Annotated in this window: 16 protein-coding genes; 1 reads left to right on the top strand and 15 read right to left on the bottom strand. The window is 42.3% G+C overall.

The annotated features are described in order from the left end of the window. Positions 1 to 34 precede the first annotated feature (34 nt). Genes F903_RS08310 through F903_RS08250 form a run of 13 tightly spaced genes read right to left on the bottom strand, consistent with a single transcriptional unit; the run spans position 35 to position 12,123 of the window. Complete coding sequence (locus F903_RS08310; protein WP_005196208.1) at positions 35 to 1,675, bottom strand: thiamine pyrophosphate-binding protein; 1,641 nt, start codon at positions 1,673 to 1,675, stop codon at positions 35 to 37. A gap of 40 nt (positions 1,676 to 1,715) precedes the next feature. After that, positions 1,716 to 3,182, bottom strand: a complete 1,467-nt coding sequence (locus F903_RS08305; RefSeq protein ID WP_005196207.1) for an aldehyde dehydrogenase — start codon at positions 3,180 to 3,182, stop codon at positions 1,716 to 1,718. 12 nt (positions 3,183 to 3,194) lie between these two features. Beyond that, a complete protein-coding gene (locus F903_RS08300; RefSeq protein ID WP_005196206.1) occupies positions 3,195 to 3,986 on the bottom strand; it encodes an aspartate dehydrogenase in 792 nt (263 codons plus the stop codon). 9 nt (positions 3,987 to 3,995) lie between these two features. After that, positions 3,996 to 4,790: an SDR family oxidoreductase gene (locus tag F903_RS08295; RefSeq protein WP_005196205.1), complete on the bottom strand. Its 795-nt coding sequence runs from the start codon at positions 4,788 to 4,790 to the stop codon at positions 3,996 to 3,998. Positions 4,791 to 4,812: 22 nt separating this feature from the next. After that, positions 4,813 to 5,628, bottom strand: coding sequence for an alpha/beta fold hydrolase (locus F903_RS08290; protein WP_005196204.1), 816 nt, complete (start codon positions 5,626 to 5,628; stop codon positions 4,813 to 4,815). Positions 5,629 to 5,658: 30 nt separating this feature from the next. Then, positions 5,659 to 6,180: a cupin domain-containing protein gene (locus tag F903_RS08285; protein WP_005196203.1), complete on the bottom strand. Its 522-nt coding sequence runs from the start codon at positions 6,178 to 6,180 to the stop codon at positions 5,659 to 5,661. A gap of 23 nt (positions 6,181 to 6,203) precedes the next feature. Beyond that, on the bottom strand, positions 6,204 to 7,427 hold the full coding sequence (locus tag F903_RS08280; protein WP_005196202.1) for an MFS transporter: 1,224 nt from the start codon (positions 7,425 to 7,427) through the stop codon (positions 6,204 to 6,206). Positions 7,428 to 7,467: 40 nt separating this feature from the next. After that, the gene (locus F903_RS08275) at positions 7,468 to 8,679 is read right to left on the bottom strand and encodes an NAD(P)/FAD-dependent oxidoreductase (RefSeq protein ID WP_005196201.1); all 1,212 of its coding nucleotides are present in this window, start codon (positions 8,677 to 8,679) and stop codon (positions 7,468 to 7,470) included. 27 nt (positions 8,680 to 8,706) lie between these two features. Next, positions 8,707 to 9,639: a VOC family protein gene (locus F903_RS08270; protein ID WP_005196200.1), complete on the bottom strand. Its 933-nt coding sequence runs from the start codon at positions 9,637 to 9,639 to the stop codon at positions 8,707 to 8,709. A gap of 11 nt (positions 9,640 to 9,650) precedes the next feature. Then, on the bottom strand, positions 9,651 to 10,415 hold the full coding sequence (locus F903_RS08265) for an SDR family oxidoreductase (RefSeq protein WP_005196199.1): 765 nt from the start codon (positions 10,413 to 10,415) through the stop codon (positions 9,651 to 9,653). After that, a complete protein-coding gene (locus F903_RS08260) occupies positions 10,408 to 11,475 on the bottom strand; it encodes an aromatic ring-hydroxylating oxygenase subunit alpha (RefSeq protein ID WP_005196198.1) in 1,068 nt (355 codons plus the stop codon). Before F903_RS08260 ends, F903_RS08265 begins: the two co-directional genes overlap by 8 nt. A 17-nt stretch (positions 11,476 to 11,492) precedes the next feature. Next, on the bottom strand, positions 11,493 to 11,792 hold the full coding sequence (locus tag F903_RS08255; RefSeq protein WP_005196191.1) for a recombinase-like helix-turn-helix domain-containing protein: 300 nt from the start codon (positions 11,790 to 11,792) through the stop codon (positions 11,493 to 11,495). A 25-nt stretch (positions 11,793 to 11,817) separates the two neighbouring features. Further along, positions 11,818 to 12,123: a non-heme iron oxygenase ferredoxin subunit gene (locus F903_RS08250; protein WP_004671931.1), complete on the bottom strand. Its 306-nt coding sequence runs from the start codon at positions 12,121 to 12,123 to the stop codon at positions 11,818 to 11,820. Between the two features lie 265 nt (positions 12,124 to 12,388). Here F903_RS08250 and F903_RS08245 point away from each other — a divergent pair, with 265 nt between their 5' ends. Then, the gene (locus tag F903_RS08245; RefSeq protein WP_005196189.1) at positions 12,389 to 13,201 is read left to right on the top strand and encodes an IclR family transcriptional regulator; all 813 of its coding nucleotides are present in this window, start codon (positions 12,389 to 12,391) and stop codon (positions 13,199 to 13,201) included. A gap of 105 nt (positions 13,202 to 13,306) precedes the next feature. Here F903_RS08245 and dhbA read toward each other — a convergent pair whose 3' ends face one another. Next, positions 13,307 to 14,053 carry a 2,3-dihydro-2,3-dihydroxybenzoate dehydrogenase gene (dhbA, locus tag F903_RS08240; protein ID WP_034594980.1) on the bottom strand — a complete coding sequence of 249 codons (747 nt, stop codon included), beginning with the start codon at positions 14,051 to 14,053 and terminating at the stop codon, positions 13,307 to 13,309. 61 nt (positions 14,054 to 14,114) lie between these two features. Continuing rightward, positions 14,115 to 15,284, bottom strand: a complete 1,170-nt coding sequence (locus F903_RS08235; RefSeq protein WP_005196185.1) for an isochorismate synthase — start codon at positions 15,282 to 15,284, stop codon at positions 14,115 to 14,117. Positions 15,285 to 15,322 lie beyond the last annotated feature (38 nt).

Here is a 15,322-nt window from a genome sequence, read left to right as displayed (position 1 = left end):
GAAACACCTTCCAATGACCCGATGCCCAAACGGATTAGTACAATTTTTTCTGCGGTGGTCCAGCAAAGTTAAGTGGGCCAATCGAGTTCATATCGAGTTCAATGACCGTTGGGCCTTGGAATGCAACGGCTTCTTGAATCACGGCTTTAAACTCATCAGCACTAGCGACTTTCCAGCTTTTCACCCCCATCGCCTCACCTAGAACTTTGTAGTCAGGTGTATGTAATTCATTGAAATATTGACGACCACCAAAGTAATTTTTTTGGATCCCGCGCATCACCCCATAACCACCATCATTCATGATCATGAGCACCATATTGGTATTTTCTTGCGCCATCGTCGCAATCTCACCAATCCCTAACATCAGACCACCATCACCGACCAAGCCAATAACTTTCTTGTCAGGATTGGCAATCGAAGCGCCAATTGCGGTTGCTAAACCTAAACCAATTGCGCCTGCTAAAGAGTGAATATTTTGGTTTGGTGCTTGTACTGGGAATAAACGACTGCCCCACGTACTGCCTGACATGGTGATATCACGAACAAAGATACCGTCTTGTGGCAATGCTGTACGAAGGTGATCACAGATCAAAGCATATTGATCAAGTTGTGTACGTAAGGCATCAATTGCAGCCTGTTTTGCTTGAACTACGGCTGCATCATAATCAGTATCTATTTTAGATACACCAGCTAAACCTGTGAGAACACGTTGCAACACATCTTTGGCATCGCCACAGATAAAGTTGCGAATTTTGTAATTACGTTGCTGTGCGACAGGATTGGCATCAACTTGAATAATATTGTCAGGGAACTCCACAGAGTAGGTTTTGGTTTCGTTACTGCGTAAGCGAGAGCCAACCACAATCAATAAATCAGCATCTTTTAAAAGCTGCTCAACCCCAGCTGAGTTATGAAATGCACCTAGACTACGGGGGTGATCATCTGCCAATACACCACGCGCATGGGTTGAAGACACCACTGGAATACCCAAGTCAGCAATCGCTTTGACTTCATCGACACTATTCAGCGTACCGCCGCCGATCCAAAAAATTGGACGTTTGGCTTTTTTGATTTCATCAATAATTAAATCAACTTCAACTTGATCTGCTTGAGGCAATTCAAGTGCTTTGACTGGTCCTAAATTCAGTGGTAAATCAATTTCAGCTGCTTGAACATCAATCGGTAGCTCAACACTCACAGGACCCATCGGTACGGTGGTTGCCACTCGAATCGCTTCACGAATCACACCGACCGCATTGTCAGGGCTGGTAATACGAAAAGCAGCTTTGCTCGATGCACGTAAGAACGTGAGCTGATCTTTGGTTTCATGAATGAAACTTGCATCACGATCTAAATATTCACGTTCAACTTGACCTGTTAAATGCAACACTGGACTGCCTGCATTCATCGCTTCAATGAGTGACCCGACTGCATTTCCTGCACCCGCACCTGTACTGGTCAAAGCGACACCTAAACCTTTAAAGCGTGAATGACCATCTGCCATTGTCACTGCACCTGCTTCACCACGTGCTGCCACGAAACGGATTTTTTCACGGCGACCAACTGCATCAGCGATCGGCAAGTTATGAATCGAGATCACGCCATAAATACTTTCTACTTGATGTGCTTCTAAAACACGCGCGATGGCTTCGCCTACATTTACACGTTCTGTCATTGGTTTATTCCTCAAAAAAACTATTCATTCCATGAATTTATTAATCACACCAAGGATTTGGCTGCTCGCTCAATCCCATATAAATACTTTTTTGCTGCATGTAAGATAAAATGCCTAAACGCCCTTTTTCACGCCCGATGCCACTTTCTTTAAAGCCACCAAACGGCGCTGAAATAGAGAATTTTTTATAGGTATTGATCCAAACTGTACCGACTTCTAAAGCACGAGCAATTTGCCAAGCCTTGCGGTAATTTTCAGTCCAAATCCCTGCTGCAAGCCCAAAACAACTGTCATTGGCTTGAGCAATCAGATCAGCTTCATCGTCATATTTCATCACGACTAGCACAGGACCAAAAATTTCTTCCTGACAAGTTTGTGCTGAATTATTGAGACCTGTGATAATAGTCGGTAAATAAAAACTACCCTTTGCCAACTCACCATCAGTCAATGCATGACCACCAACAAGGACTTGCCCCCCTTCTTTTTTAGCCAATTGAACATAAGCATCCACCGAAGCTAAGTGTTTTGGATTAATCAAAGAACCGAGATGCACACCTGCTGTTTCAGGATGTCCGACTCGCAAGCCTTTGGTAATTTCAACCAAACGATTTAGGAATTGCTCATAAATACTGCTATGCACAAACAGGCGAGCGCCTGCAATACACGCTTGCCCTGCGGAACTGAAAATGCCATAAGCCACACCTTTCGTAGCGAGTTCAATATCCGCATCTGGCATGACGATTGTTGGTGATTTTCCACCAAGTTCTAAAGACGTTGTAATCAACTTGTCTGCGGCAATATGTGCCAAATGGCGACCTGTACTGGTTCCACCTGTAAATGAAATTTTGCGTACCAATGGATGCTTCGCAATTGCATCACCGATCACCGAGCCACGCCCGACAAGCACACTCAATAAACCTTTAGGTAAACCAGCTTCTTCAAAGATTTTGGCAAGCTCTAAAGCAACCAAGGAGGTGACTTCTGCGGGTTTTAAAATCACAGCATTCCCACCCGCAATGGCTGGTGCAAGCTTTTGTACTTCACTGGCAATCGGTGAATTCCATGGGGTAATTGCCGCAACTACACCCACAGGTTCATGCACACTCATGGTCATGAAATCTGCTGCACGTTGCGTGGTCAATTCATCATTCATCGTTTCACAAGCTGCTGCCACATAACGTGCAGTTGCTGCTGCACTCATGGTCAAGGCACGTGTTTCCGCCAGTGGTTTTCCATTATCACGTGTTTGTAGTTTAGAAAGTTCATCAACACGCGCTTCGATAATGTCTGCTACCTTATATAAAATACGGGCACGTTCATGCGGTAGGCTATTGCGCCATTCAGCTTTACGCCATGCCAGATCCGCTTTCTCTATCGCTTCATTGACATCTTCCAAACTCGCGGTTGAAATCTCAGCATTCACAGATTGATCTGCTGGAAACAAACTTTGAATCGTACCACCTTTGCCTAATCGCCATTCACCTGCGATATAAATTTCTTTTATCATGATCAAATCCTTTTAAATCTGAATCGCTTGAACACTATTGCGACACGCACGAATCACACTTAGTGCTGCCAAAGTCGAGGTTTTGGGATTGCTTGCCAATGGCACCCCCACCAACTCAATGGTCATTTCACCAAACAGCCCTTCTGCCACGATGGTGTGTTTATTCTTGTTCATCGTCGGATCAACTGTGAGCTCCACCATGGTTTCATCCATGCCCAAACCTGCCAGTGCAATAGTTGCCGCGACATTGGCATTGGCTGGAAACTTCAATGCAGCCTCTCTGGCTGTACCACGGAAAAAAACCGTTGCTCCACTCACCTGATCAAGATCAACCAATTGTTCGGCATAGCTTCCGCGCCAACTATTTGGGCTTTTACAGCCTTTATAGGTAACCCTTTCTAAACCGCCTTCTTTCGCGGCAGAGATACCATCGATTCCAGCAATTGCACCTGCAAGCAGATGTAAGTGTGCATCATATTGTTCCGCCGTATTTTTCAGTTGAATGAAAAAATCGTTATCAGCCAAAGTTCCAACAGAAATCAAACCGATGGTCCAACCCTTCGCCAGTACCTTCTGAGCATGCTCTTTCACCGCAGCTTGCCCAGCAACTTCAATCACATAATCGGGTGTGCCCTGACACTCATCAATTGAACTAATCACCTGAACATCGGGCGAGACTTGTGCCTGTACTTTTTCCACGCTCCGCACAGGTACCACAATCCATTTAAGTTGTAGGTCATGTGGCATATGTGCATACACTTCTGCTGCCATCGCGCCAAAACCGATCATCATCAACTGTTTCATGTGAGCACCTTATAAATGTTTATTAAATCCACCAGAGACATCTAATGTTGAACCTGTGGTATAGGATGCCAATGGCGAAGCCAAGAACACCAAAGCACGTGCAGGTTCTTCGGGTTTTCCTAAACGTTGCATCGGAATACCACGACTCTTTGCAATATTTCCCGTCCATTGTTCCCACGATAAATTTGGGTCTGATCGGGTTTCAAAACGGCGTTTCCATTGTGCTGACTCCACCATACCCAGCAAAATCGAGTTCACACGGACACCATATTGGGTAAATTCATGTGCCAGTGAATGGGTAAGATTCAGTAATGCCGCACGTGCAGATGAGGTCGCAATCATGTGCGGTTCGGGCTGCAATGCCAGCAACGAATTGACATTGCTAATCGAGCCACAAGCTGATTGCTTTAAATCATTTAAAAATGCACGGATGGGATGCAATACACTGAAATACTTGAGTTCAATTTCTTTCATCCAATCTTCGTCTTGGGTATTTTCAAAATTCGACACACGACCCTGACCTGCGTTATTGATCAACATATCAACATTGCCTAAATTTTGATTCACTTGTTGTGCGAATCGTTTTACATCTTCTTTGTCTAAAACATTGCAAATACTGGTGAAAATGTTGGCATGCGGATATTTCTCTAAAATATAAAGTTTTGATGCTGCTAACCGCTGCTCATCTCGACCACACCACGCCACTTTGGCACCTTCTGCAACTAAAATTTCAACAGCAGCCAAACCAATGCCTGACGAGCCACCTGTTACCACTGCTACTTTTCCTTCAACTTGGAAGCTCATATCCATATCTCTCGTTTAAATCTTAATTTGCCGATAAAACAATGTCGTTAAACTGTTCAGGTTGATCGACATAACTCAGATGACCTGCATCTGTGATGAGATGACATCGGCTCAATTGCATTTCGATAGCAAGTTCCTTGATCGCTTGCGCAGGCGTAATTCCATCCTTGTCACCCGCAATCACCACACAAGGAACAGTAAGTTCTGTTAAATAATTTCGAATTTCGTCATACGCCAGCAAATAAGATGCTCGGGTAAAACCATCTAATGTCAGTTGCCCCATCACCTTACTGACCAAAGCCAGTGCCTGAGGGTCTTGTTTATAAATCAAATGCGGACCACGGCTGGCAGCCATGCCTGCATTGCCCGAGCTTTTCAACATATTCGGGCGTTTTTGATAGACCTGTGCTTTAGTATCTTCATCGGAACGTTGATAACCTTGTGCTGCATTGGCAATGATTAAGGTCTGTACCCGTTCAGGATAAAGATGGGCAAAGGCACTGGCCTGTAAGGCACCTAATGAATGTCCAATTACAACGGCTTTTGGAATGTTCAACGCATCCATCAAGCCCAATACTCGCTCCGCATAATCGGCTGCATTGGGTTGATCTGTGTTTAAACCATCGGATAAACCATAGCCCGGTGCATCCCAAGCAATGACATGAAAATGATGACTCAGCACATCGAGCTGATTCACCCAAGAGGCTGAACCCGAGCTAATCCCATGCAATAAAATCAGTGGTTGGCCTTGACCTGCTTCACGATAAGCTTGCACTTGACCATTGATCTCAATGGTTTTGATGGGATATTTGGCTAATGTATCGATCAAAGTCATCATTTCATTCCTCAAATACTTTTATCCGTCGAATTAACGCTTGATTTGAGACAATGGATGCTCAGGTGGATAGTTCGGAATGGTTGGTTTCCCAGCACCTAACATCACACACATCAAGGCATCTTCTTGACCAGGATTAAATAGACCACGATAAATCCCTGGTGGAATTGAAATCAGATCACGCTCTTTCAGCTTGGTTTGAAATTTCTCACCGTTATGCTCAATGAACAGATCAATCTCGCCACGCAACATGAAAAACACTTCTTCCACATCGTGATGAATATGCAAAGGACCTTCACATTGTGCAGGTAGTACCATGGTTGAAAAAGTGAAGTTTTCTGCTGGTACAGTGTTGCCATCATTGACCACACCTGTTGCCCCAGTACCCATATAACGCATTTGAGCACGACGATATTTCGGGTCATAATCTGCTTGGAACTTCAACGCATCAAAGTCATATTTACGTGTTTCAAAACGAGCAATACGTGTGTTTAACCAATCATCTAAACTAGTGCCTTCAGGCTGTTTCCATGATTCAAATTGTTGAGTAGTCATGTTTTAACTCCTAGATCTTTTGATTAATAACGTTTCAATAAAGGAAGCAAGAAGAACGATCCAAGAACAGCGACTGCTGCCAAGAAGGTAATTCCTAAATTAAAACTATGTGTTTGCATTACGATGTAACCAATCAGAACAGGTGCAATTGCACTGGCAAAATTACCCATTCCATTGAAAATCCCACCCGCAGTTGCACCGACGTCAGCCGTAGTTACACGAGCGAGCAAAGCGAATACAGATGCCACACCAAAACCCCAAGCCATCGCACTGAAAGACATCGCAGCAATCACCAAGATTGGATCAGTCATCAGTACCATCACGTACATGAAAATACCTGCGACCAATAAACCACCAAAAACTTGAATTGCACGGCGACCTGTCTTATCAGAAAGGAATGCACCGACGATTTCACCAATCAACATGGCAATGAATGGCAAGCTTGAATACATTCCAAACTCTTTAAGATTGAAGCCTTTGTCTTGGATTAAATAAGAAGGTACCCAACTGTTTAATCCCCACAAATAAGTCATCAATGCAATATTGAAGATACAGACCAACCAAAATGAACGGTTCTGTAATAAAACTTTGGTGTTCTGAATATGACCTTTGAAATTGACGCGCTTGCTGGTGGATTGCAGTTCAATGGTTTTCTTAAGCTTTAAATCACGTAAACCAATAATGATCGCAAACAAAGCAACAAGCGTTAGAGCGGCCATCACAAAGAATGTGGTATGCCAATCGTATTTTGCTAATACCGCAGCAGTGATCGGAAAACCAAGGAAAGCCCCAATCGGTGTTCCCAACAAAAACATGGTCGAAGCACGTGCTTGCTGACGATCGGTATAGGTTTGTTTCACAATGGTATAAGCCAAAGCGAATAAAGGCCCTTCAGCCAAACCGAGCAAAATACGTAAGAACAACATCCCTGCATAACTGGTGGTAAAGCCCATGCACAACATAAGCACACCCCAAGAGGCGACACTCCAAAACAGCATTTTCTTTGGGTCGAAAATATCACCAAGGAAACTGAGGAATACAGATGAAAAACCGTAAGCCAGCAAGAAACTGGTCATTAACCATCCGAGTTTGGCTTTGTTCTCTGCAATCTCCATTGCACCTTGGAAGGTTGGATCCGCAAACAAAACCGCAATACTGATTTTGTCGAAAAATGCGAGAACAACACATACCATCAGAACGAAAGCAGGAACCCAATGCTTCCATCCACTTTTCACTTCATTACTCATACTTCATTCCTTCGATTGAGTCATGAACCGGATTTAATGTTTATGGTTTTAATTTCATGACATTAAATTCAGGGTCTGCTAATAATTTTGGGTCTAAAGTGGTATTGGACTGCATCCAACGTTTAGCCAGTTTGACCAGTTTTGAATCATTGATTGCAATCATATTGATTAAGCAATTTTGATCGTCTAAATAAAGATAACTACATTGATCATCCGTACTTTTACGTACCACGATCTGCTTGGTTCTTTCAGGCTGATAAGTCCCTAAAATTTGAATATTGAAGTGATATTGATCGGACCAGAGCCAAGGAATATCAGCATATTCAGTATCCATACCTAACATCGACTTCGCTGCTGCGATCGCTTGATTCTGAGCATTTGCCCAAGACTGAATGCAATATCCAAGCATTGGATGAGTTGCAACATCGCCTGCGGCATAAATATCTTGATCGGAGGTTTGCCCAAAACAATTCACCACGATGCCATCTTTGACCTCCAAGCCTGCATTGACACCCAGTTCTTTGGCAATATCTGCACCGGCACCAACCACCACACAATCAAATAGTTCACTTACATTTGGATGATTCACCACTTCAACTTTCTGATGACCGGCTTCAATCAAATGCAAATTTTTACTATTCAAATGAATCTGAGTGCCTTGTTGTTCATGCATCTGTTTCAAGAAATCAGATACATCAGGACTTACACTACGGGCACAGAGACGATCGCCATATTCAAAAATATGGACCTCTTTGCCTTGTTTTCGTGCCGTTGCTGCAATTTCAAGACCAATCCAACCACCTCCAATCACCGCTAGTTTTTGCGCATGCAGTAATATTTCAGCTAAACGCTCGCAATCTTGCACATTACGTAAAGTCACCACATTTGGGATGAACTGCCATGTATTGACTGGAATACGGGCACGACTCCCTGTTGCGATCAATAACTTGTCATAAGGTAAAATTTGACCACTTTCCAAGACCACATGTTTCTGCTGACGATCAACTTGGGTCGCCACAGCAGGCTTATGCCACTGAATGTTAAATTCTTGCACTTGCTCTGGAGAAAACAGATGCAAACTTTCATAACTGGCTTCTTTTGATAGCACCTGTTTAGAAAGTGGTGGACGCTCGTAAAAAACTTGGTCTTCATTGGATACCACATGAATCTCACCTGAGTATCCATTTTGACGTAGTGTGCTCACCGCCCAACCCGCTGCCTGCCCTGCACCCACGATTACGATTCTTTCCATAGCTTGATCTCCCTGCCCGATTGAGTCTTATGCAGGTTTGACTTGACGACGGGTATGATCATCAAGACCGCCTTCAATCGCCCATTCAGTGAATAGTTCTAAACAATGTTCTTCAACCCGTGGTTGCCATTCTTCAGTCAAATAATCATCATTGGTGTAATACTCAAATGCACCGCCTAATGGCGAGTTGACATACCAAAAGTAAGCCGAAGAAATCGGGTGACGCCCTGGACCAATAAAAGTCGACCATTCAGAACGATTCATATTTAATCCACCACCAATGACTTCATGAATATCACGGACCACAAAGGCAACATGATTTAGACCTGCGGGTTTATTGGGTACTGAAAGTAAGAACAAATCATGATGATAACCCTTGCCTCGGCAGCGCAAAAATGCACCACGATTGCGATAAGCATCTGATAAGTAGAACCCCAGTTTTTCAATATAGAACTTTTCGGTTTTTTCCAAATCTGGGGTAAAGAACACCACATGACCAATCGCAACAGGTTGACCTTTCTCATAAACAGGACTGGCAGCATTGATACGATTGACTGTTCCGTACTGATTGATCCCTTCGGTTCTTAACGCAGGGATTTCATGGGTAAAGCTTTTTTGAAAGCGAATGGTCATTCCATTGGGATCAGTACATTGCACGGCTTCTGCTGTTGTCTGAAAACCATCGACCTCTTTTAATCGAACAGCTAAATCAGACAAATCTTCTTCAGGTTGATCAACGCCCCATGTCACTTCGCGTAAGGTTGATCCTGACTCGATTGCTGGTGGTAAACGTGTATCATCACAATCAAATAAATAAATCTTGCTGCCGTTTTGGGTTTGATAAAGATCAGCACCTTCAATGTCTGAATGAGTGTGCGTTAATCCAAAGTCTGCTAAAAACTTATTTGAAGCAGCTCTGTCCTCGACGCCAAACTTTAAAATCTCAATCCCTGTAATCATGTGATCACTCCTTAATTAAAGACAAAACCACCATTTACGGGAATATTTTGACCCGTCACAAATGAGGACAATTCCGACAGTAAATACAAGGCTGTTCCGTTTAAATCCTGAGGTAACTGCTGCCGTTGAATCGCACGACCATTGAGATATAAATCATGGCGTTCTTGCGGTACATATTCGGTTGCTTCGACCAGAGTCAATCCTGGTGAAAGCGTATTGATACAAATATTGAACGGCCCTAACTCTCTCGCCATTGAACGGGTCATCGCCAACAAAGCACCTTTACTTGCCACATAAGCCATCAAATTTGGGGCGCCCCAAAGTGCTGTATCAGATGCCACATTAATGACTTTTGCTGCCTCAGACTGTTTAAGATACGGCACACAGGCCTTTGTTACTAACCACGTCCCTTTGACATTGATGTTCATCACACGATCCCAAAGATCAGCGTCATAATCCATCATGCTTTTGCCACCAACATTGGTTGCAAGGGCCGCACAATTCACCAAGCCATCGATCCCACCCAAGTATTCAACGGTGTGCTGAACAGCTAGTTCAATCGAATCTGCATTCGCCAAGTCGATCGTGACAGCTTCTACGTTTAAACCCTGTGCCTGCAAAGTGGCTGCTTCTGTCTGCACAAGATCGGTTAGGATATCTGCCATGACGACTTGAGCGCCTGCTTCTGCAATTGCTTGCGCAAAATCTCGCCCCAAGCCTCTTGCCGCACCAGTGACAAGGACTTTTTTACCTTGTAACAATGCGACATTAACCATGCGCTTCTTCCTGCATTTCAATACGGTTTGAGCTATTCAACGCGGCAATTTTCTTTAATTGCTTTTCTGCTTCTTTCTTCATCAAACGGCGTAAGCGTGATAAACCGACATCGTGTTGATAAAGGAATTCTTGTTGACGTGCATTCGGAGCAAGGTTCTCTAAAATAATGCGATCTTGTTCCAATACATCCCAATGCAATTTTTCTAAATGATTACGGTAGAGGAAACGCCACACATTGCGCTGCCAGCCACTGACTTTACGACAACGCCAGAAGAACACACGGGTATTATTGGCATCAATCGGTGTTGCATAACCCACGATCCAAAACTCACCACCCGGTCCGAAATCTTTACGATAAGGAATGGAAAGTCTTAACCAGCTTGCACCTGTATTGGCATATTCAACCCAGTCAAAGTTGACACCAATCTGACCTTCTTTTTCAAAAACAAAACCATGCTCAGTAGAACGATGTTTCATTTCCGCGGTGCGATCACCTTCTGCCATTGAGTGCGACGTGCAATGCAGATAACTACCATGCATTGGGTCCATCACATTATCGATCGCATATTGATGATTGACTTTCCAATCGGCTTGGCAAAGGAATGCACTCCATTCTTCGCTTGCTAGTTGTTCAGGAAACTCAAGTGCTTTAGGCTCTTCATTTGGGTCGATCCCAAACCACATGAAAATCGCACCATGTGCTTCAATTACTGGATAGCTCTTAATACATTTAGTGCCTTTCATTGGGCAGTCATGTACAGCGGGTACATCTTCAACCACACCATCGTGGCGAACTTCCACACCGTGATACCAGCAAGCAACGCGATTGCCCAAGTTCCAACCGAGTGAAAGGCGTGCGCCACGATGCGGGCAACGATCTTCTAAGGCATGGACTTGACCTTGGTCATCACGCCAAACCACAATATTTTCACCTAAACGAGTGATCCCCACTGGATTTGCTGCAACTTCCCAGCTTGCAAGCACTGGATGCCATTGATCACGTAAACCTAAATCTAAATACTCTTCGACACTTGGCGTGGCTAATACTGCTGCATTCATCACTATTCTTCCTTGAATCAATAACCTAAACGTTGCATTTCTTCTGAGAACGATTCAGAAGTCCAAAGCTCACCAGACTCACAACGAAAACCTTGTTGGTTTAAAGACTGAACCAAATCTGCAAGCTCGGTTACACCTGATGAAAATGCGCTGATTAAGTGCTGAACAAAGTCTTGCTCATAAACCGTTGGTTCTTTATAACGCGTTTGCCAAACCAAAAGTTCTGGCTGTCCCGGTATTTGAATATTGTTAATCCCTGCTTCTGTCGCTGGCGTGGCATGAATCCAGTTCGCGAGCTTCTCATTAAATGTTTTCATGAGATTCCATCCTTATAAATATGACTTATAGTTGAATTTGAACGTCCTGCCCTTCAACACGTACGGGATAAGTACACAAATTTCGGCATCCCGGACCACTTTTCAATTCACCTGTTTGAATATCAAAAATTGCTTCATGCAATGGGCATTCCACGGTTTGATCTTCAATAAAGCCTTCTGTTAATAAGGCGTAGGCGTGTGGGCATACATTTTCAATAGCGAAGTAATTTTCATCGATGAAAAATACCCCAATTTTTTTACCGTCGACTTCTATGGCTTTTGGCTCGTCTTCGGTGATGTCGTCTTGCTGACAAACTGAGATCCAACTCATCCTTGCATCCTCATTTGTTTTATATATAAAACATAATTTGATATAACAAACTTTAATTAAGAATACCCCTATGCTCATTTTTTTGTCAAACTATATATATTGTTATTATTCATATACTTGATATTTATTACACATTCTTTTACGTTTTACTTGTGAAATTAGGTTTTATATATAAAACTATCTTCTACATCAATTTTGCAGTTACAATAGAAACATTAAGAAAATGAAATTTGCTAATTAGCGTTTTTACAGGAAAATTAAGTCGATGAATTCAAGTGTTGAAACAGACTCTCAAGAATCTGATCTAATAAAAAATGATGACCGTTATTTAGTACCCGGCTTGGTACGTGGTCTGGCAATTTTGCAAGCTTTTAATCAGCAAACTCAAGAAATGACCATCACGGAAATTGCTGAAATTTTAGACGTAAACCGTTCTAGCGCTTTCCGTCTGATCTACACCTTAGAATCCTGTGGTTTCCTCAGAAAAGCATCACAAAAAACCTATGCTTTAGATTCAAAAGTGATGGAACTCGGTTTCAATAGCCTATCCAAACAATCTTTATTGGATCTAGCCACCCCTTTAATGAAAGAGCTGCGCGATCAAACCAAACTTGCGGTACATTTATCTATTTTGGAAGGTACACATATTGTCTTTATCAATAATGTGCAATCGAATGGAACATTTAGCAGCAATATTGGTTTAGGTACACGTTGGCCCGCTCATGCAACAGTCATCGGGCAAATGTTATTGGCAGACTTAGCAGAAACAGAGATTCGTGATCGCTATAAAAGTTTTAATCAATGGGAAACCTTTTCAGAACTGACGCCGAAAAATCTTAAAGAACTGCTTCAACGCCTCAGCTTTGTAAAAACACAACGATCGATGGTGAGCTGGGGGCATTACAATCACGATATGGCCGCCTGTGCTGTGCCCATTTTTAAACAATCCACAGGTAAAGTTACAGCCGTATTGTCTGTAAGTTGCCCGCTCGGTACGTATGAAGAAGATTATTTCAGAAATGAGATTGCAGATGCAGTCATTGAAAGCGCAGATAAAATTTCTAAGTTTATTTATTAATGCAATATAGAGTTATATCAGTTGTCATTTTTCTACAACATCAACAAAAATCTCTCAACCATCAATAAGATAGTTGAGAGATTCAATTGAAAACCCACTATAAAATCAACCGCCCAATGATGCTCCGCCATCAACAACTAAATCATGCATCGTAATATGGGATGATTGTTCGCCAATGAAAAAAATGACTGCATTGGCGATATCACTTACTTTCGCAATTTTCTTTAACGGTATCCCCACCTTAAACTGCGCAAGATTACCTAGAATTGTATTCTGTTCACCCTGAGCATTTTCCCATAATTGATATTGCATAGCCGTCGCTGTTGAACCTGGGGAGATAATATTAACGCGGACACCATACTGAGCGAGTTCAAGCGCCACTGTTTTGGTGAAATATGTGAGTGCCGATTTTGATGCGCCATATGCGGACATATTCATGCGGGGTACTTTTGTTGAGTTAGAGGAGATGATGACTGCATTTCCCATCTTTTTCTTTTTAAAATATGGGCTTAAATGGCGAAAAAAATGAAATGGTGAAAACAGATTGACCTCAAATGTTTCTCTCCATTGTGCAAACGAAATTTCATCATGTTCACCTAAATGTAAAACCCCAGCGACATGGATAAAATAGTCTGGAGGACTCTCTAACAATAAGGTACGACAGAGTTTAGCGATTTGCTGTTCATCACGTATATCACAAACATGTATCATTTCCTTAAAATGCTCAGGGACTTGATCTTTTGCTTTATCTATACCGACCACCTGTATATTTTCAGCATATAAACGCTGCATGACTTCTAGTCCAATTCCTTGGTTTACTCCAACAACCCATGCAATCTTTTTCTCAGTCATATTCACAATCAAATTCTCATTATAAATTTTATACCCAGCGTGTACTGATCAGAACTCATCATCAAACAGCACTGTTTGCATTAAAAATATTTAACATCGTTTGCATTTTTGCTTCGGTTTCAAACCATTCTTCTTCAGCATCAGATCCCTTAACAATTCCTGCACCTGCATACACGCGCATTTTATTTTCACTGAGCAAACCACAACGAATAGTAACAACCCACTCTCCGTTACCATCTGCATCCATCCATCCCACCAAACCGGTGTAATAATGCCGATCATAACCTTCATGATCTAAGATAAATTGCTTAGCCACATCTGTTGGCGAACCGCATACTGCAGGTGTCGGATGCAACTCCAATGCAAGATTGAGTGCATTGGGTGCTTGTCTCTTGAGAACACCTTGAAACTCAGATGATAAATGCAACATGGTTGAGGTTTCTAAGATATCTGGAAATTCAGAAACTTTAAGCTCAACACAGTAACTCACTAGATTTTTAAGTATGTTTTCGACCACGATTCGATGCTCATTCTGATCTTTTTCCGAATGATGTAATTCTTGTTTACTGCACAAATCTTTTTCTGAAATATTGGATTTAGGTCTGGATCCTGCCAAAGGGTTACTACTTACAATGCGATCCTGTTTCGATAAAAGTAATTCTGGGCTGGCACCTAAAATATAATGATTATGCTCTACGGGAATCACAAAATTATAGGCATTTGGATTTTGTTTTAATAACGCACTTAGCAAATTTTCAGGTTTTTGCTGATGATCAAATTCATACTCAACAGCTTGAGAAAGAACTACTTTTTCAACCTTTTTCGCCTCAAAAGCATTTAAAGCGAGCTGCACTGCTCCTTCAAACTTTTGACGTTGAATTAATAGTGATTTATTTACAACTTCAACTTGATCACGATCTCGCAACGGATGAAAATCCGATGTTTTTTGTGGTTTTTTTTGATAATCAGCGTAAAAATTCAGGCTACTTTTCTTTGTAATATCAAAAGGGATTGCGCCGATCAGAATCGGATTGCGACTACCCTGTTTTTTCATCTCATCAAAACACTTGGCAATTTCATCATTAAACAATGTGATATTTGCAGCAGGTGTATTGATTGTCTTAACAAAGTCTTTCACCGTTAAATGATAATTTTTCGTAGAAAAACATGAAAATTTATGTTGATCATTATGCTCTAAGTTTTGCTCTGCGGATGTTGTAGTTTGCATCATGTTTAAGTTGCCTCTCGCATTGATATTTTCAAGCGGAT

The sequence above is a fragment of the Acinetobacter sp. NIPH 298 genome (assembly GCF_000369505.1).
Classification (GTDB): Bacteria; Pseudomonadota; Gammaproteobacteria; order Pseudomonadales; family Moraxellaceae; genus Acinetobacter.
This window is presented reverse-complemented; position numbering and strand designations above follow the sequence as displayed.

What these genes read in the sequence shown, in the direction of transcription:
- F903_RS08310 (WP_005196208.1), bottom strand. Translation starts at nt 1,675, where the DNA reads ATGACAGAACGTGTAAATGTAGGCGAAGCCATCGCGCGTGTTTTAGAA.
- F903_RS08305 (WP_005196207.1), bottom strand. Translation starts at nt 3,182, where the DNA reads ATGATAAAAGAAATTTATATCGCAGGTGAATGGCGATTAGGCAAAGGT.
- F903_RS08300 (WP_005196206.1), bottom strand. Translation starts at nt 3,986, where the DNA reads ATGAAACAGTTGATGATGATCGGTTTTGGCGCGATGGCAGCAGAAGTG.
- F903_RS08295 (WP_005196205.1), bottom strand. Translation starts at nt 4,790, where the DNA reads ATGAGCTTCCAAGTTGAAGGAAAAGTAGCAGTGGTAACAGGTGGCTCG.
- F903_RS08290 (WP_005196204.1), bottom strand. Translation starts at nt 5,628, where the DNA reads ATGATGACTTTGATCGATACATTAGCCAAATATCCCATCAAAACCATT.
- F903_RS08285 (WP_005196203.1), bottom strand. Translation starts at nt 6,180, where the DNA reads ATGACTACTCAACAATTTGAATCATGGAAACAGCCTGAAGGCACTAGT.
- F903_RS08280 (WP_005196202.1), bottom strand. Translation starts at nt 7,427, where the DNA reads ATGAGTAATGAAGTGAAAAGTGGATGGAAGCATTGGGTTCCTGCTTTC.
- F903_RS08275 (WP_005196201.1), bottom strand. Translation starts at nt 8,679, where the DNA reads ATGGAAAGAATCGTAATCGTGGGTGCAGGGCAGGCAGCGGGTTGGGCG.
- F903_RS08270 (WP_005196200.1), bottom strand. Translation starts at nt 9,639, where the DNA reads ATGATTACAGGGATTGAGATTTTAAAGTTTGGCGTCGAGGACAGAGCT.
- F903_RS08265 (WP_005196199.1), bottom strand. Translation starts at nt 10,415, where the DNA reads ATGGTTAATGTCGCATTGTTACAAGGTAAAAAAGTCCTTGTCACTGGT.
- F903_RS08260 (WP_005196198.1), bottom strand. Translation starts at nt 11,475, where the DNA reads ATGAATGCAGCAGTATTAGCCACGCCAAGTGTCGAAGAGTATTTAGAT.
- F903_RS08255 (WP_005196191.1), bottom strand. Translation starts at nt 11,792, where the DNA reads ATGAAAACATTTAATGAGAAGCTCGCGAACTGGATTCATGCCACGCCA.
- F903_RS08250 (WP_004671931.1), bottom strand. Translation starts at nt 12,123, where the DNA reads ATGAGTTGGATCTCAGTTTGTCAGCAAGACGACATCACCGAAGACGAG.
- F903_RS08245 (WP_005196189.1), top strand. Translation starts at nt 12,389, where the DNA reads ATGAATTCAAGTGTTGAAACAGACTCTCAAGAATCTGATCTAATAAAA.
- dhbA (WP_034594980.1), bottom strand. Translation starts at nt 14,053, where the DNA reads ATGACTGAGAAAAAGATTGCATGGGTTGTTGGAGTAAACCAAGGAATT.
- F903_RS08235 (WP_005196185.1), bottom strand. Translation starts at nt 15,284, where the DNA reads ATGATGCAAACTACAACATCCGCAGAGCAAAACTTAGAGCATAATGAT.